Below are 15,760 nucleotides of genomic sequence, written 5' to 3' on the forward strand. Positions count from 1 at the left end.
CTCAGTTTGCCTCATAAGTGTTCTTTTGCAGAATATAACGGAACCACACGCCCGACATCATCCTGCCAGGCAGCTCTGAAGGTATCACCGGTTCCGTAAAACAATTTTAGCGTATCAAAAAAGGTCTGCGCTCGCTCAGGAAGGCCACTCGCCAGATAATTCTCTGCCTGATCCAGCACCCTGGACCGGAAGCGACGCTCATCAGACGCACCGCCTCCTGACAGGTTATCCACGCTGATATGAAAACGCGAGCCGGCAGCTACTGAAAACAGCCATTCAATAGCCTGCGGCTTGACCTCAACCACCTCAAAATCTCTCTGTTGCGCGGGTGTCCGACCGTCCGGACAATACCAGTAGCCATAGTCACGAAGTGTGCGCCGGTACTCACCTGCAATACACCAATGCGCAATTTCATGCAGAGCACTGGCATAATAGCCGTGGGCGAACAGGATCCGGGCCAGATCTCCGGCCTCGCCTGCTGGTATGTATTCTGGTTCTTCGCCGCCGCTGACCAATATCGTCCGGTAAGCTTCCCGGAACTGGTCATTAAACAGCATAACAAGATCGTTTGGACTGTGATTCATTAGGGGGCTATTGTGCGACTTTAACGCTTCCAATGCCAGAGGGAACTTTAGCTGGACCGGCGTGTCCACCAACTCCCCTGAACGTTATCAGATTGGTGGCCAGTTCGACATTGCCACCTGACTTATTTGACATGAAACAAACCGGGAAATTGCTCATTCCATGATAGCTCTAATCAACAAATCCGGCAGCATCCGCCCGCACAATCTTTTCCTCGTATTTTTACTGCTACTCACGGCAGCGAGTTCGTCCTGGGCACTGGGCAGCAACAATTCCCTTTTTGGAAATCAGGGCAATCAGTTTCTTCCAGTTGATGAAGCACTCCCATTCAGCCATACCACCGATGGCGATGCCGTTGTTCTGTTCTGGAACATAACACCCGGGCACTACCTGTACCTCGATCGTATCAGCGTGAAAGCTCTGGATGCCGGGACCAGCGCAGGCTCTCCTGAATTCTCTTACACCGGAACCGAAATAGAGGACGAGTATTTTGGCAAAACCACCGTCTTCTTCGATCCGGTGGAAGCCCGGATTCCGGTAGCGCTGCCAGACAACACCCGGGAAGCCCGGCTTGAAGTCACCTACCAGGGTTGCGCGAAAGCCGGTCTTTGCTACCCGCCCCAGACCCGCGAAGTACTCTTTTACCAGAGCCAGGACCCCGGATCCGGCGTAGAGCAAAAAAGCAGCCAGAGCGCCCCAACTTCCCAGGTCGACACCAGGTCCGCAACCGGGCTTGCCGGCTTTCTTTCAGAGCAGTCAACCCTTGTGATTGCAGGGGTTTTTCTCCTGCTCGGCCTTGGACTGACCTTTACACCTTGCGTGCTCCCGATGATCCCGATCATTTCATCACTGGTTTCCGGACAGAATACGCGCACAACATGGCACGCACTGTTACTTTCCGGGAGCTATGTGCTAGGCATGGCACTTACCTATGCGGGGGCGGGCGTGCTCACCGGGCTACTGGGCGCGAGCTTTAACCTGCAGGCTCAACTCCAGTCGCCCTGGGTTCTCAGCATTTTCGCACTTATGTTTACCCTGTTTGCGCTGTCCATGTTTGATCTGTTCGAGATTCAGCTCCCCCGTTTTATCAGCGACCCACTGAACAATGCCAGCCAACGACTCACAGGCGGGCGGGTAATCAGCATTTTCGGTATCGGCGCCCTTTCCGCGCTGATTGTCTCGCCCTGCGTATCTGCTCCGCTTGCGGGCAGCTTGTTATACATTTCCACAACCCAGGATGCCGTGATCGGCGGAATTGCACTTTTCGCCCTTGGTCTGGGGATGGGCATTCCTCTTATTCTCGTAGCCGTGGGTGGGCGTACGCTTCTGCCTTCAACCGGGCACTGGATGACCACTGTCAAACATTTTTATGGCGTTATGCTGATAGCTGTCGCTATCTGGCTGGTGGAGCGCCTGGTTCCGGTCTGGCTTGGCCTGACGCTCTGGGGGGCACTGGTTGCCATAACCGGCGTACAACTGGGTGCATTTGACGCAGCCAAGGCAGGCTGGGAACGTACCCGAAAAGGCCTGGGACTGATCTTTTTTGCCTACGGGCTAGCCCTGCTTGCCGGTGCAGTTGCCGGCGCCGACGACCCACTTGCGCCACTGGACCCATTCATTGCCAAAGCCGCCTCCACCGGGGCGCCTGGCACTACTGCAGTTACTGACACAGGCCATGCGGATTTTGCGCGTGTGCAGGCTCCGTCCGAAATTGAAGCCCTTTTATCGAAAGCAAGCCAGCAGGGCCGCCCCGTGGTACTGGACTTCTATGCAGACTGGTGCATCTCCTGCAAAGTCATGGAGCGCAACGTATTCAGTGACACTCAGGTGGTTAATGCCCTCAGCCCTTTCACACTGCTGCAGATTGATTTAACAGACAATACGCCAGATCAGCAGGCAATGCTGGACAACCTCGGGCTGTTTGGCCCACCAGCCATCCTGTTCTACGACACAAATGGTGAAGAGATGAAACAACAGAGAGTTCTGGGTGAAATGAACAAGGAAGAGTTCATGAACCACATAAGTAATATAACGAGCGCGATTTAAAAGCCTGTAAACAAAATATTCCGCGGAAGGCCGGTTCAGGCCCCGCGGCGTATAAGATAGATATAGCGGCCACCCTGCTCTGCATGAGTGACAAGTTCATGTCCCAGGAACTGGCAGAACCTGGGAATATCGCGTGTTGTTGACGGATCTGTAGCAATAACCCTGAGAATTTTTCCAGGTGCCACATCCTTGATGCGATTATGCAACATCATCACAGGCTCCGGGCAAAACAGTCCGCACGCATCCAACTCCGCATCAAACTCAACTGCAGTCACAAGACTTCTCCTTCCATTCAAACTGTTTTTTCAAAAATACGTGCTAAATTACTGTTTATACCACTAAAACATCTGGAGGTTTCCATGATCCGGGTTCTGATCGAACGCCACATAGCTGAATCACTTGAAACTGCGTATGAAGAACGTTCCCGCAGGGTACTTCAACGGGCAGTGGCAGCTCCTGGGTTTATTTCCGGAGAGACACTGGTTGACAGTCATGACACCAATCACCGGATAACACTTGCCAACTGGCGCTCAGAAGCAGACTGGGAGCGCTGGTACCGATCCCAGGATCGCCGCAACCTGATGGCCGAACTGATACCGATGATGGACAAGGATGAAACCATAACAGTACTTGAACAGAGCGGCATTTAACCAATACGGGCTCGATCCGGGCCCTGGGTACAATTTCATTCTGCTTTTACCAGTGATCGTGATCCTGCTGCAGAATCAGGCGTTTATTGACAATTGATAAAGCGATTACATTCATTTCGACGCTCCATTTATTGCCCTTAATCAATTTTGCCAAGTTCAACTTATGCGGCTCCAAGGCTATCATAGAGCTTCAGCTTGCAAAAACGTCGCAAAAGGACGCCATGCGGTTGATTCGGGCACATTTGACGGATATCAGGAGTTGATCCGCGTCATTGCAAACAGCTAATGGTTTCTCCATACTTGCGCCCGCATATTTCCCCACTTTGAACCCATTGGTAAGGCTATGAGCACACAAAATCCGAACCTGACATATAACTATAAGGTGGTGAGACAGTTCGCCATCATGACAGTGGTATGGGGTATTGTTGGCATGGCGCTAGGGGTGTTGATCGCAGCACAACTGGTTTGGCCATCCCTCAACCTCGACCTGCCGTTTACTCATTTCGGTCGCCTGCGACCGCTGCATACCAACGCAGTTATTTTTGGCTTTGGTGGTAGTGCCCTGTTCGCGACCTCATATTATGTGGTTCAGCGCACCTGTCAGACACGCCTGATTTCTGACAAGCTTGCGGCCTTCACCTTCTGGGGATGGACCGCAATTATCATTTCTGCAGCAATTACGCTGCCAATGGGTCTCACCAGCACCAAAGAATATGCAGAGCTGGAATGGCCGATTGATATTGCCATTGCCGTGGTCTGGGTTGTTTACGCGCTGGTATTTTTCGGAACCATCACGAAACGAAGCACATCCCATATCTACGTGGCCAACTGGTTCTATGGCGCGTTCATTATTACCATTGCAGTACTGCACATTGGTAATAACCTGGCCCTGCCGGTCAGCGCTTTCAAATCCTACTCGGCCTACGCCGGTGTAACAGACGCGATGATGCAGTGGTGGTACGGCCACAACGCCGTAGGCTTCTTCCTGACTGCTGGCTTCCTGGGCATGATGTACTACTTCGTTCCGAAGCAAGCCGGCCGGCCGGTATACTCCTACCGTCTGTCCATAGTGCATTTCTGGGCATTGATTGCGACCTACGTATGGGCCGGTGGCCACCACCTGCACTACTCTGCACTGCCAGACTGGGCCCAGACTGCCAGTATGGTTATGTCCCTGATCCTGCTTGCTCCATCCTGGGGCGGTATGATCAACGGCATGATGACTCTGTCCGGCGCATGGCACAAACTCCGCACCGACCCCATCCTGCGCTTCCTGGTGGTTTCCCTGTCGTTCTACGGCATGTCCACTTTTGAAGGCCCGATGATGTCCATCAAAACTGTAAACGCACTGTCTCACAACACTGACTGGACCGTCGGCCACGTACACTCCGGTGCTCTGGGCTGGGTTGCCATGATCAGTATCGGTGCGATCTATCACCTGATTCCCAAGGTCTGGGGACTCAAAGAAATGTACAGCGTAAGCCTGATCAACGTGCACTTCTGGCTCGCGACTGTCGGAACCGTGCTGTACATCGTTGCTATGTGGGTTAACGGCATCATGCAGGGTTTGATGTGGCGTGCGGTTAATGAAGACGGCACCCTGACCTACAGCTTTGTGGAAGCTCTTGAAGCATCCTATCCGGGTTATTTCGTTCGCTTCCTCGGCGGCGTTATCTTCCTGTCCGGCATGCTGTTCATGGCCTACAACGTTTACATGACCGTACGCCAGAAAGAAGCGGTTGCGCAGGACAACGCAGCAATTCAGGCGGCGTAACGGAGAGAGACCAGATGAAACACGAAATTGTAGAAAAAAATATTGGCTTGATGATTGTCTTGATCATCCTGACCATCAGTGGTGGTTTCCTCGCAGAAGTAGTGCCGCTGTTCTTCCTGAAACAAGTCAACGAGCCAATTGAAGGTCTTGAACCTCTGTCTGCTCTGGAACTGGAAGGCCGCGACATCTACATACGTGAAGGTTGTCACGTCTGCCATACCCAGCAGATCCGCCCCTTCCGTGCTGAAACCGAGCGTTACGGCCACTACTCCGTTGCGGGTGAGTTTGTTTACGAACGCCCGTTCCTGTGGGGTTCCAAGCGCACAGGGCCTGACCTGGCCCGTGTTGGCGGCCGTTATTCAGATGCATGGCAACGTCAGCATCTGTATAACCCGCGCAGCGTGGTTCCTGAATCCAATATGCCTGCTTTCCCGTGGCTGTTCGAAGATGTAGTAAACCACAAAGCCACTGCAGCCAAGATGACTGGCTTGCAGACGCTGGGTGTGCCGTACACAGACGAACAGATTGCTGCTGCAGCCGGCGAAGTGGAAGGCAAGTTTGAAATCGAGGCTCTGGTTGCATATCTGCAGCAGCTGGGCACGGTTATTTCAGACAAACGGTGATTTGATGGATATTAACGAGTTACGCGGCATTCATACCCTTCTGGTGATGGCTGTTTTTATAGGCATCATCTGGTGGGCGTTCAGTGCCCACCGTAAAAAGGCAAACGAAGAAGCAGCCCACCTCCCCTTCGATGATGACGAGGTGGCAAAGCGTACTCTTGAACAGGAAAAAACGGAGAAAAAACAATGAGTACCTTCTGGAGCATCTGGGTCACTGTGATCGTGCTCGGTACCGTTTTCGGTTGTGCCTGGCTACTCTTCGCAACACGTAAGAGCCAGACAACTGAAGTGGAAACTGACCGCACCATGGGCCATTCCTTCGATGGCATCGAAGAGTACGACAACCCGCTGCCAAAATGGTGGTTCTACTTGTTTGTCGCTACTTGTATTTTCGCTCTGGGTTATCTCGCGCTGTATCCCGGCCTTGGTAACTACAAAGGGCTTCTTGGCTGGACTTCCGCCAATCAGTGGGAGAAAGAAGTCGCCGCAGCTGACGAGCAGTACGGTCCAATCTATGCGCAGTATGGTCAGACCCCTGTACCAGAACTGGCAAAAGATGAAGACGCCCTGAAGATTGGTCAGCGCCTTTTCGCCAACAACTGTTCTGTGTGTCACGGTTCTGCAGCTCGCGGCCAGGTAGGCTTCCCCAACCTCACAGACGGTGATTGGCTGTGGGGTGGAACACCTGAGGCGATACTGCAAACCCTGCACAACGGTCGTATGGGCAACATGCCTGCAAAAGGTGTAATGCCTAATATGACCAATGAACAGGTTGACCAGGTGGTGAATTACGTTCTGAGCTTCAGTGGTCGTGAAATCGATGCTGCTGCAGCCACTGCTGGCCAGGCCGTATTTGCTCAGGCCTGCGTAGCCTGCCACGGCCCTGAAGGCAAAGGCATGACCGCTCTCGGCGCTCCCAACCTTACAGACAACGTATGGTTGTATGGTTCCAACTACGAGTGGATCAGGGAGACTGTACTGCACGGTCGCCAGAACGAGATGCCAGCTCAAGGTGGTCGTCTCTCAGACGATCAGATCCAGATCCTGGCAGCATACGTTTACAGCCTGTCCAACTGACTTTCCAGCCGGGTTTCTACGAAGCCCGGCATGGTCTGTTCAACCCTGTGTCTGCGTGCGGGCACAGGCTTGAGAAGATCAGCTCCAGCCTGAAAAGGCACAGCATCAGCTTTACTACTCCATCTGGAGATATCCATGAGTAATGAAATTCCAGTCCAACAGATTGACCCCTCCTCGGAACCCTCAGATAAAAACAAGAAAAGCGAAACCGTCGAGTTATACGCAAGCCGTAAGAAGATATACGTCAAAGAAGTAAAAGGTCTTTTCCAGCGCATCCGAACGATCAGCTTGCTGGTACTTATGAGCATGTATTTTCTGTTCGTATGGCTCACGCTGGATGGAAGCCCGCTAATCCACTTTGACCTGCCAGCACGGGAATTCCATCTCTACGGTGTCACCTTTTATCCGAAGGACTTTTTCCTGCTTTCAGGCATGCTGATCATCTGTGCCTTCGGCCTCTTTTTCATCACTACATTATTTGGTCGGGTCTGGTGTGGTTATACCTGCCCTCAGACCGTCTGGACCTTCATCTTCATGTGGGTTGAGGAGCGGATTGAAGGGAGCCGTAACAAGCGGATGAAGCTGGACAAAGCTCCCAACTCTAAGGAAAAAATAGTCAAGAAATCGCTGAAACATGCAATCTGGCTATTTATTGCCCTGATGACCGGACTTACGTTTGTCGGCTATTTCTATCCGATTCGTGAATTGATTGTCGATATTTTCACCTTCCAGGCCAATGGCTGGGCTTACTTCTGGGTTGCATTTTTTACCATAGCCACCTATCTCAACGCGGGCTGGATGCGGGAACAAGTGTGCTTGTATATGTGCCCGTACGCCCGCTTTCAGTCGGTCATGTTTGACCCGAATACCCGGGTTGTTTCCTACGATCCTAATCGCGGCGAGCCTCGCGGCGGTCGTAAGAAAGGTGTAAAACCTGAAGAAGTCGGCCTTGGCGACTGCATTGATTGTGGGCAGTGTGTGCATGTATGCCCTACAGGAATTGATATTCGTGATGGCCTTCAATATGAGTGCATCGGCTGCGCATTGTGCATCGACGCCTGCGATGAAATCATGGATAAAATGGAGTATCCCCGCGGGCTGATCCGTTACACCACAGAAAATGAGCTGGAAGGCAAACCGTCGAAATTGCTGCGGCCTCGTACATTCGGCTATGGCGCAGTTCTGACGGCGATGATGGCTACGATTGTTTTCGTGATTGCAACACGGGTCCCCGCCCAGATGGATGCCCTGAGAGATCGCGGCACCCTGTTCAGCTTTAATGGCGAGGGACGCATTGAGAACTCTTACACCCTGAAAATAGCCAACATGTCGGAAGTTCCGCAAACCTTTACGCTATCCGTAACAGGACTGGAAGGCTTACGCATTCTGACTCAGACCCAGGTAACTGTAGACAGCGGCGAAAACCGTTCCCTGCCTACTGTTGTGGATGTTCCACCTGAATCCATACCACAATCAAACAACGAAATAATATTCCATGCACAGTCTGAAACGGACGCTTCACTGAAGCTGGAAACCGAAAGCCGATTTGTCGGTCCAACACAGTGAGGCCTTCGTGGCCACTGTGAGCAACCTGTATTAGACGAGACTGAGCAATATGAATAACGAAGTACCCGTAGCACCCTGGTACCGGCAGCCCTGGTTCTGGTTTCTGACCATCGCCCCACTGTCCGCAATTACCTTCAGTATGTGCATGCTGGTCGTAGCTTCCAACATGAAAGATACGATGGTTACTGATGACTATTCAAAAGAAGGCCGAGGTATCAATCTTGAGATAGCTCGCGATCAGGCGGCTAAAGAGATGGGGCTGACTGCCGACATGGCATTCGAGGACCGGAGCCTTATATTGAAAGTTAACGCCGAACAGGGTCCATTGGATGCGCCCTACCTGATACTCACCCTCTTTCACCCGACGCTGGCCCAGAACGACCGCACCATTCAGTTCCGGAATGACGGCAACGGCCTTTATTCAGGAACCATGCTGCAGGACATCGACGGCCGCTGGTATTATGAGCTCCGCGGCCCTGAGAACCATTGGCGCCTCAAAGGCGAAGCCTGGCTACCCGCTGAAGGCAATATCCACATGACCTCAAAAGGCGCCGCAAAAGGGTGACCCCCCTGGATTGCTACCATTGTGGCGAACCGGCTGATGGTGAGCCGCCTATTACGCTTGAGCTCGATGGGCAAACCCGTTTTTTCTGTTGTCAGGGCTGCAAGGCTGTTTGTGAGACCATTCATAATGAAGGTCTGACCGGTTTTTATCAGCTTCGTACAGAAACCGCTGTCACCCCCCGCCAGCTAACCGATTCCGAGTTTGAGCGGCTCAGGGAGCTGGATCACCCGCTCGTCCAGCAGGCCTTCGTTTCACCGGTTAAAGGTGGGCAGGAGGCTCAGCTTTTGATTGGTGGTATCACCTGCGCCGCCTGTATCTGGTTGCTGGAAAACCACATGAAAAAGCAACCGGGCGTACTATCCTTCTCTGTAAACCATACAACCCAACGAGCCCGACTCGTCTGGGCTCAGGATAAGGCGTCACTGAGCGATTTGCTGATCGCTATTCATGAACTTGGCTACACTGCCCGCCCCTATCAGTCAGATGCTGTCGAGGAGCAGCTGAAAGCCGAACACCGCTCCATGTTGATCCGTCTGGCCGTAGCTGGCATCGGTACGTTCCAGAGCATGATGCTGGCGTTTCCGCTCTATTTCGAGCTGGTCAGCAACCTGTCACAAGAGTTTGTGACCTTTTTCCGCTGGTTCAGCTTACTGGTTGCAACGCCCGTTGTGCTTTACAGCGCAGCGCCTTTTTTCCGCAATGCACTCCGCGATGTAAGAACCCGGCACCTTACAATGGATGTGCCAGTTGCCATCGCCATTGGCCTTGCGTACCTGGCCAGCGCCTGGGTAACCGTTATGGGCGGCGAAGAGGTGTATTTCGAATCCGTCTGCATGTTCACATTCTTTCTGTTACTGGGGCGCTACATTGAAGTGCAGGCCAGATACCGAGCAGGACTTACAGGCAACGCACTGGCGGGGTTCCACCCCACGGTAGCAACCCGGGTGGATGGAGAAAACACAGAAATTGTTCCAGCCCACCAGGTTAAACCCAGCGATGTGGTTCGGGTCAGGCCTGGAGAGACTCTGCCCGTTGATGGCGTAATCCTCCGTGGCCAGTCCACTCTCAACGAATCTGCACTTACCGGCGAGTACCTGCCGGAAACCCGCGTACCCGGAGATACTGTCCATGCCGGCAGCATCAATGGCGAGAATCCGCTGGACATACAGGTGGAGAAATCCGGTGCTCAGACCCGGCTTTCCGGGATTCTTCGGATACTGGATCGGGTACAGTCAGAAAAACCACCCGTTGCCCGTATGGCAGACCGCATTGCCGGCAAGTTTGTCGGGCGCGTACTCATTCTCGCACCTGTAGTCTGGATCGGCTGGTGGCTGGCAGGTGCAGACAATGCATTCGATATCACACTCTCGGTTCTTGTCGTAACCTGCCCCTGTGCCCTGTCACTTGCCACACCTACAGCTATCACTTCAGCCACTGTCAAATTAAGACGTCTCGGCTTTCTCCCGACCCGTGGCCATGCGCTGGAGTCGATGAATTCCATTGATACAGTGGTCTTCGATAAAACCGGCACCCTGACACGAGGGGAACTGAGTCTGATCGGTACCCGAATTGTCGGCAGCAAAGACAAGGATACCTGCTTGCGCCTGGCTGCCGGTCTGGAGCGACATTCGGAGCATCCTATCGCCCGCGTATTCCATAATCGCCCAGCGGCCGCTATTGACCATGTAACCAACCATATGGGCGGAGGGCTTTCCGGAAAATTTGGCGACCAGACACTTTTTATTGGCCACAAAGACTTTGTTGCCGGGCACAATAATGCGCCTCAACCTGAATCGGAATCCCATTCAGGTATGGAAATCTGGCTGGCATCTGAAAACGAATGGCTGGCCTGCTTCCAGCTTGATGACCAGCCCAGGGAAGATGCCGCAGAAGCGGTAAAAGCCTTGCAGGCCGCAGGTATTCGTACACTACTGTTAAGCGGCGACCGGTCCGGCCACGTCCGTCAGATTGCAGACGTTCTGGGCATTGATGAGGCCATTGGACAAGCCTCGCCAGAGGATAAACTGGACGTACTGAACAGGCTCAGAGCGGAGGGACACCAGGTAATGATGGTCGGTGACGGCCTGAACGACCTGCCGTCTATGGCCGGAGCCGGTATTTCTGTGGCTATGGGCTCAGCAGCTGATCTTACTCAGCTCAAAGCAGATGCTGTTCTGCTCAATGGTCAGCTGATGCAATTAGTTGAAGCTCTCAACACCAGTCGCCGAACCCGGAAAATCATTCGCCAGAATATGGCATGGGCCCTTGTCTACAACCTGTGTGCCCTGCCCCTGGCAGCTGCCGGCCTGGTTCCACCCTGGCTCGCGGCAATCGGCATGTCGCTCAGTTCGTTGATCGTTGTGCTTAACGCCTTGCGTCTTGGAACAGAAACCCGCACCGTAAATACCAAGCTCTGACTATGAGGTTTAATCCGTGGAAATCGTAATGATCCTGGTGCCAGTGATGCTGATCCTGGTGGTGATGGGTATTTTTCTGTTCTCCTGGGCCGTTAAAAATGGCCAGTACGATGACCTTGAAGGCCCTGCACACCGTATTTTGTATGACGATGACAAAGACATGATCCCGGAGGAGGCTCGCATGGACACACCTCAAGATGCAAAAAAGCAGGTCCCTGAGCCTGAAGCCAGTCCGGATCCCAGCCAGGAAGACCAGCCCGGCCGCCCATGAATCCGGAACTTTATCTGAGTTACCCCAGTGCATTCCTTATAGGCCTGCTTGGCAGCACCCACTGCCTTGGCATGTGCGGTGGTATAAGTGCGTCGCTCTCCATGGCATTGCGTGTCGGTAAGGGTTTTCGCCTGCGCCAGTCACTGCTTCTGATTGCCTTCAATTCAGGACGAATCGCAAGTTATGCATTGATAGCGACCCTGGTTGCGATACTGAGCACATCCGCTGCCAATCAATGGGCCGGGCTCGGCATTGTGCTGCGCTCTATAGCAGGCTTGTTACTTATTTTCATGGGGTTATCCATGGGGCAGTGGTGGCAGGGTATCCGCTACATTGAGCGCATCGGTGCCCCGCTCTGGAAAAGACTGGCTCCGGTCACCAAACGCTTCCTGCCCGTTAATCACCCCGGCCAGGCTCTTGCTCTCGGGGCTTTGTGGGGCTGGCTACCCTGTGGACTTGTATACAGCACCCTTGGTTGGGCAGCACTGCAGCCAACGGTTGGCTCAGCCGCGCTTACCATGGTGTTTTTCGGGCTTGGTACCCTGCCATCCATGCTTGCGACCGGTTTCGCAGCAAGCTGGATCAGCGGTTTAAAGAGTAATCAGATATTCCGAAAGTTCACGGGAATCCTGTTGATTCTTTTCGGGCTATGGACCCTGCCGGTCGCAACCTTCATCAGCAGCAGCCATTGAGGCGCAGGCGCCTTCGCACCTGCATCTCAATAAACCTCAAGCAAACCGTCAGATGTTAAGAACATCCAGACGACCAAAACTCGGCTCTGGTTCCAGCCCTGGTGCGACCGTCTGAACTGCCCCTTGCTTTTCGTCCAGGCGCTTGCCCTCGCGAAAATCATACAGGCTGGTGTCAGCAAGATGGGAGGGCTCAACGTTGCACAGGGCCTTGAACATGGTTTCAAGCCGGCCAGGGTGCTGTTTATCCCACTGCTGGAACATGTCCTTGATAACCTGTCGCTGCAGGTTCTCCTGAGAGCCGCAAAGATTGCAGGGGATGATAGGAAACTGTCTGAGAGCTGCGTACCGTGCAATATCCTTCTCACGGCTGTATGCCAAAGGCCGGATAACCGTATTCCGCCCATCATCACTGTGGAGTACCGGTGGCATTGTTTTAAGTTTGCCGCCATAAAACATATTCAGAAACAGGGTTTCCAGAAGGTCATCTCGATGGTGCCCCAGTGCAATCTTGGTTACGCCATGCTCTTCGGCAAAATTATAGAGAATCCCGCGACGCAGTCTCGAACATAGCCCACAGGTAGTTTTACCCTCCGGAACCTTGTCCTTGACGATGCTGTACGTATCCTTCTCGATAATGTGATACTCGATGCCCAGACCGGAAAGATAGCCCGGAAGAATCTCTTCCGGGAAACCTGGTTGTTTCTGATCCAGATTAACCGCAATCAACTCAAACGAAACGGGTGCGTTTTTCTGCAGATTAAGCAAAATATCCAGCATGGCGTATGAATCTTTGCCACCGGACAAACAACACATAACCTTGTCACCGGCTTCGATCATCGAGAAATCTGCAATGGCCCGACCGGCTTCCCGGCGCAGGCGTTTCTGCAATTTATTCTGCTCTACCTTGCAGGAACGTTCGTACTCGTTACTCGAGAGTTGTTTTGGGCTGTCGGTTATCGCTTTGGGCATATAAACTATATTCGTTTGGAAAATGGTAGAAAGATTATACGCATCACATCATTTCAGTGACAGGACGCCGACATAGAGATGTTGAGCTCAAGCAAAGCCCCACTTGGTAAACGGAAGCAGAATGCCATACGAAACCGGCACTCTATTCTTGTAGCAGCAAGGGCGTGCTTCCAGAAAAACGGGTATGAAAACACCACCATCCGGGACATCATCAACGAAACAGACCTGGCTTCCGGTACGTTTTACAATTACTTCCGTAACAAACAGGATATCTTTGCTGCACTACTGACGGACTTTCTCAGTGGCCTGAATGAGAACCTCACCCAGCATCGCCGGTCTGCCAGTACCGCAGAAGAGTTCATTTACCGCTCCTACCAGGCTCTGTATCAGGTAACCGCAAGAGATCCGCTGGTTTTTGAACTGGCTCACCGCAACGAGCGTGCACTGAAAGAGCTGTTTGGCTCAGGAATACTCAGGCTGATCATGATGTCTCTGGAAGACGATGTGCGGGATGCCATTGACAGGAAAATCCTGCCGGACGTCGACCAGGACTACCTTTGCGCAGCTTTCTTTGGTGTTGGTTATGAAACCAGTCTCGTGCTTGCAGAGCGGATGCACAAGCACCCGGAACTTGACGCCGGTGAAATTGAAACAACAACCCGTTTTTCGACGGATTTGTTTATCGGTGGGCTATCCAGGCTGACACCTCTTCCTTGTCCATGAGCACTGGCCTAACATTACAGCTATGATCAACACTAGCGCAGTGACCAATATTGGTGCTACCAGGAGCACACAGACCTCAGTGGACCAGCCCCGGTCCACAATGCCCATTGAGTCTGCAGAAATTCTTGAACAGCAAATCCAGCATTTGTTGGTGGCCGTAGAGCATGAACTTCGCAGCTTGCCGGACGGCATAGACGAACTAACCCTGATCAGAAAACTGCAAAGCCCCCCCTGGCAACTGATCGGGGACCTGGAGTTTCACGACCCGGGCAAGCTCTACCCTGTGCACTTCCTGCTATTTCACACGTTGTATCGTTTGAGAGACAGCCTGGCTGAGGCGGGTGAAAACCTGATTATTTCGCCCCTGAGAATCCACATCGAAAATCAGAATACTGTCGGAGGCAACGGCATGCCCGGCACTCTGGACAACCTCCGGAATTTCTATCTGGACCTTTCCCAGTACGAACTTCCGGAGGATGCCATTGAGCAGATGATGGAGAGATTCTGGGCAGGCCACCAGGGTGCCGGGCCTACCGCCCCCGAAACATTGGCAGCTGCAAACATACTTGGCTTTGAAGAAGTTCCATACAGTTTCTCAAAGGCAAAGCAGGCGTTTCGACGTGCTGTAATGCAAGCACACCCGGACCGGGGCGGGGACAAAGAGACGATCCAGAGTCTGAATGAAGCATTCGCTGTTCTGAAGGCCCATTTCAACTGTTTGCCGGAGCAGACATGAGGGTACACAAACTCTGTTTATCCGCCGTGCTCTTCTCTCTTTCACTGGCAAGTTTCTGGGCAAGAGCCGACCTTGTGGTTCTCCAGTATCACCACATCAGCGATGCCACACCGCCTTCAACCAGTACGTCTGTGTCTCTCTTTCAGGCGCAGCTGGATATGATCAGGGAGCTGGACATTAATGTGGTTGATCTCACAACGGCCACAGAAAGAATTTTTTCGGGCAAACAACCCACTGGCCAGTATGTTGCTATCACTTTCGATGACGCCTACGAGTCTGTCTATAAGCAGGCCGCCAACATTCTCCGCGAACGCTCCCTGCCCTATACCATTTTTGTGGATACGGCTGCTGTCGGCAGCCCGGGCTACATGACCTGGGAACAACTACGGGAACTGGAAGAACGCGACGGTGCCGGTATAGCCAACCACTCTGCCGGGCATGGACATCTTGTTAAAAAACCAGATGAAACAGAAACTGACTGGAAACATCGTATAACCCAAAGCCTGGATACAGCGCAGGCAACACTCGAAAAACAAATTGAGACCAGCCTGCCTTTGTTTGCTTACCCTTACGGTGAGTTTGATGAGGCTCTGGAAGCAGAGATAAGCAAACGCGGCTGGTTAGGATTTGGACAGCAGTCAGGAGCGATAGGACCACTCTCAGGCAAGACCCGCCTGCCCAGATTCCCCATGTCCAACGCCTACGGGCAACTCAACGGGCTCAAGGACAAGCTATACAGCAAGGCGTATCCCATTGATGCCAGCAAGCTGCCGGATGGCATTATCTCAACAAATCCTCCGACACTGACATTGCCAGCCTCGGACGCCATTCAACCGGCAAGGCTGACCTGTTTCGCATCCGGCATGGGGCGGATAGACTTCAAGGTCAGCGATGAGGAAATCATCGTCAAAGCACCAAAACCCTTCAACAGCCGCAGGTTCCGCTACAACTGCACTCACCCGGCTCTAGACGGTAGCTATTACTGGCTCTCTCAGCAATGGCTGGACCTTAGCCAGCCAGAGGACTGAACCAAAGCACTCCGGCAGGAATATGCGGGCGCCAGGACTCA

18 protein-coding genes are annotated in these 15,760 nt (G+C 52.9%); 14 read left to right on the forward strand and 4 right to left on the reverse strand.

Going from position 1 to position 15,760, the window contains the following annotated elements:
• Positions 1-11: 11 nt before the first annotated feature.
• Complete coding sequence (locus DS878_RS05890) at positions 12-557, reverse strand: elongation factor P hydroxylase (protein WP_261977622.1); 546 nt, start codon at positions 555-557, stop codon at positions 12-14.
• A 187-nt stretch (positions 558-744) separates the two neighbouring features.
• On the opposite strand from DS878_RS05890, the gene dsbD reads away from it, so the two are divergent.
• Positions 745-2,628: a protein-disulfide reductase DsbD gene (gene dsbD / locus DS878_RS05895; RefSeq protein ID WP_113815050.1), complete on the forward strand. Its 1,884-nt coding sequence runs from the start codon at positions 745-747 to the stop codon at positions 2,626-2,628.
• Positions 2,629-2,663: 35 nt separating this feature from the next.
• Here the strand turns inward: dsbD and tusA are convergent, their stop codons facing one another.
• Complete coding sequence (gene tusA / locus DS878_RS05900) at positions 2,664-2,903, reverse strand: sulfurtransferase TusA (RefSeq protein WP_113815051.1); 240 nt, start codon at positions 2,901-2,903, stop codon at positions 2,664-2,666.
• A gap of 84 nt (positions 2,904-2,987) precedes the next feature.
• Here tusA and DS878_RS05905 point away from each other — a divergent pair, with 84 nt between their 5' ends.
• From DS878_RS05905 to ccoP, 5 genes are all read left to right on the forward strand, one after another.
• On the forward strand, positions 2,988-3,278 hold the full coding sequence (locus tag DS878_RS05905) for an antibiotic biosynthesis monooxygenase family protein (protein WP_113815052.1): 291 nt from the start codon (positions 2,988-2,990) through the stop codon (positions 3,276-3,278).
• 343 nt (positions 3,279-3,621) lie between these two features.
• Positions 3,622-5,052: a cytochrome-c oxidase, cbb3-type subunit I gene (gene ccoN, locus DS878_RS05910; RefSeq protein WP_113815053.1), complete on the forward strand. Its 1,431-nt coding sequence runs from the start codon at positions 3,622-3,624 to the stop codon at positions 5,050-5,052.
• 14 nt (positions 5,053-5,066) lie between these two features.
• On the forward strand, positions 5,067-5,675 hold the full coding sequence (ccoO, locus tag DS878_RS05915; RefSeq protein ID WP_113815054.1) for a cytochrome-c oxidase, cbb3-type subunit II: 609 nt from the start codon (positions 5,067-5,069) through the stop codon (positions 5,673-5,675).
• A gap of 4 nt (positions 5,676-5,679) precedes the next feature.
• Positions 5,680-5,865 carry a cbb3-type cytochrome oxidase subunit 3 gene (locus DS878_RS05920; protein WP_113815055.1) on the forward strand — a complete coding sequence of 62 codons (186 nt, stop codon included), beginning with the start codon at positions 5,680-5,682 and terminating at the stop codon, positions 5,863-5,865.
• Positions 5,862-6,752: a cytochrome-c oxidase, cbb3-type subunit III gene (gene ccoP / locus DS878_RS05925; protein ID WP_113815056.1), complete on the forward strand. Its 891-nt coding sequence runs from the start codon at positions 5,862-5,864 to the stop codon at positions 6,750-6,752. Before DS878_RS05920 ends, ccoP begins: the two co-directional genes overlap by 4 nt.
• Here ccoP and DS878_RS15460 read toward each other — a convergent pair.
• The gene (locus DS878_RS15460) at positions 6,734-6,889 is read right to left on the reverse strand and encodes a hypothetical protein (RefSeq protein ID WP_187298745.1); all 156 of its coding nucleotides are present in this window, start codon (positions 6,887-6,889) and stop codon (positions 6,734-6,736) included. The genes ccoP and DS878_RS15460 overlap by 19 nt on opposite strands.
• Here DS878_RS15460 and ccoG point away from each other — a divergent pair.
• The 5 genes from ccoG to DS878_RS05950 are packed head-to-tail and all read left to right on the forward strand — an operon-like array spanning position 6,888 to position 12,263.
• Positions 6,888-8,318: a cytochrome c oxidase accessory protein CcoG gene (gene ccoG / locus DS878_RS05930; RefSeq protein ID WP_113815057.1), complete on the forward strand. Its 1,431-nt coding sequence runs from the start codon at positions 6,888-6,890 to the stop codon at positions 8,316-8,318. The two genes, DS878_RS15460 and ccoG, sit on opposite strands and share 2 nt — an antisense overlap.
• 49 nt (positions 8,319-8,367) lie before the next feature.
• A complete protein-coding gene (locus tag DS878_RS05935) occupies positions 8,368-8,883 on the forward strand; it encodes a FixH family protein (protein WP_113815058.1) in 516 nt (171 codons plus the stop codon).
• Positions 8,880-11,300, forward strand: a complete 2,421-nt coding sequence (locus tag DS878_RS05940) for a heavy metal translocating P-type ATPase (protein WP_113815059.1) — start codon at positions 8,880-8,882, stop codon at positions 11,298-11,300. Before DS878_RS05935 ends, DS878_RS05940 begins: the two co-directional genes overlap by 4 nt.
• A gap of 28 nt (positions 11,301-11,328) precedes the next feature.
• Complete coding sequence (gene ccoS, locus DS878_RS05945) at positions 11,329-11,571, forward strand: cbb3-type cytochrome oxidase assembly protein CcoS (protein WP_410003457.1); 243 nt, start codon at positions 11,329-11,331, stop codon at positions 11,569-11,571.
• Positions 11,568-12,263, forward strand: a complete 696-nt coding sequence (locus DS878_RS05950) for a sulfite exporter TauE/SafE family protein (protein WP_113815061.1) — start codon at positions 11,568-11,570, stop codon at positions 12,261-12,263. Before ccoS ends, DS878_RS05950 begins: the two co-directional genes overlap by 4 nt.
• Before the next feature lie 48 nt (positions 12,264-12,311).
• Here the strand turns inward: DS878_RS05950 and ttcA are convergent, their stop codons facing one another.
• Positions 12,312-13,232: a tRNA 2-thiocytidine(32) synthetase TtcA gene (gene ttcA / locus DS878_RS05955; RefSeq protein WP_113815062.1), complete on the reverse strand. Its 921-nt coding sequence runs from the start codon at positions 13,230-13,232 to the stop codon at positions 12,312-12,314.
• A gap of 78 nt (positions 13,233-13,310) precedes the next feature.
• Between ttcA and DS878_RS05960 the strand changes: the two genes are divergently transcribed.
• From DS878_RS05960 to DS878_RS05970, 3 genes are all read left to right on the forward strand, one after another.
• The gene (locus DS878_RS05960) at positions 13,311-13,955 is read left to right on the forward strand and encodes a TetR/AcrR family transcriptional regulator (RefSeq protein WP_187298746.1); all 645 of its coding nucleotides are present in this window, start codon (positions 13,311-13,313) and stop codon (positions 13,953-13,955) included.
• 79 nt (positions 13,956-14,034) lie between these two features.
• Complete coding sequence (locus DS878_RS05965; protein ID WP_261977626.1) at positions 14,035-14,691, forward strand: DNA-J related domain-containing protein; 657 nt, start codon at positions 14,035-14,037, stop codon at positions 14,689-14,691.
• Positions 14,688-15,719, forward strand: coding sequence for a polysaccharide deacetylase family protein (locus DS878_RS05970; RefSeq protein WP_113815065.1), 1,032 nt, complete (start codon positions 14,688-14,690; stop codon positions 15,717-15,719). The genes DS878_RS05965 and DS878_RS05970 overlap by 4 nt, the downstream gene beginning before the upstream one ends.
• The last annotated feature ends 41 nt before the right edge of the window (positions 15,720-15,760 follow it).

The sequence above is a fragment of the Marinobacter sp. F3R11 genome (assembly GCF_003318275.1).
Lineage (GTDB): Bacteria > Pseudomonadota > Gammaproteobacteria > Pseudomonadales > Oleiphilaceae > Marinobacter.

Coding starts and splice junctions, on each gene's coding strand:
- DS878_RS15460 (WP_187298745.1), bottom strand. CDS start 6,889: ATGGATATCTCCAGATGGAGTAGTAAAGCTGATGCTGTGCCTTTTCAG.
- ttcA (WP_113815062.1), bottom strand. CDS start 13,232: ATGCCCAAAGCGATAACCGACAGCCCAAAACAACTCTCGAGTAACGAG.
- DS878_RS05935 (WP_113815058.1), top strand. CDS start 8,368: ATGAATAACGAAGTACCCGTAGCACCCTGGTACCGGCAGCCCTGGTTC.
- ccoG (WP_113815057.1), top strand. CDS start 6,888: ATGAGTAATGAAATTCCAGTCCAACAGATTGACCCCTCCTCGGAACCC.
- DS878_RS05970 (WP_113815065.1), top strand. CDS start 14,688: ATGAGGGTACACAAACTCTGTTTATCCGCCGTGCTCTTCTCTCTTTCA.
- ccoN (WP_113815053.1), top strand. CDS start 3,622: ATGAGCACACAAAATCCGAACCTGACATATAACTATAAGGTGGTGAGA.
- DS878_RS05960 (WP_187298746.1), top strand. CDS start 13,311: ATGTTGAGCTCAAGCAAAGCCCCACTTGGTAAACGGAAGCAGAATGCC.
- ccoO (WP_113815054.1), top strand. CDS start 5,067: ATGAAACACGAAATTGTAGAAAAAAATATTGGCTTGATGATTGTCTTG.
- ccoP (WP_113815056.1), top strand. CDS start 5,862: ATGAGTACCTTCTGGAGCATCTGGGTCACTGTGATCGTGCTCGGTACC.
- DS878_RS05890 (WP_261977622.1), bottom strand. CDS start 557: ATGCTGTTTAATGACCAGTTCCGGGAAGCTTACCGGACGATATTGGTC.
- DS878_RS05905 (WP_113815052.1), top strand. CDS start 2,988: ATGATCCGGGTTCTGATCGAACGCCACATAGCTGAATCACTTGAAACT.
- ccoS (WP_410003457.1), top strand. CDS start 11,329: ATGATCCTGGTGCCAGTGATGCTGATCCTGGTGGTGATGGGTATTTTT.
- dsbD (WP_113815050.1), top strand. CDS start 745: ATGATAGCTCTAATCAACAAATCCGGCAGCATCCGCCCGCACAATCTT.
- DS878_RS05950 (WP_113815061.1), top strand. CDS start 11,568: ATGAATCCGGAACTTTATCTGAGTTACCCCAGTGCATTCCTTATAGGC.
- DS878_RS05920 (WP_113815055.1), top strand. CDS start 5,680: ATGGATATTAACGAGTTACGCGGCATTCATACCCTTCTGGTGATGGCT.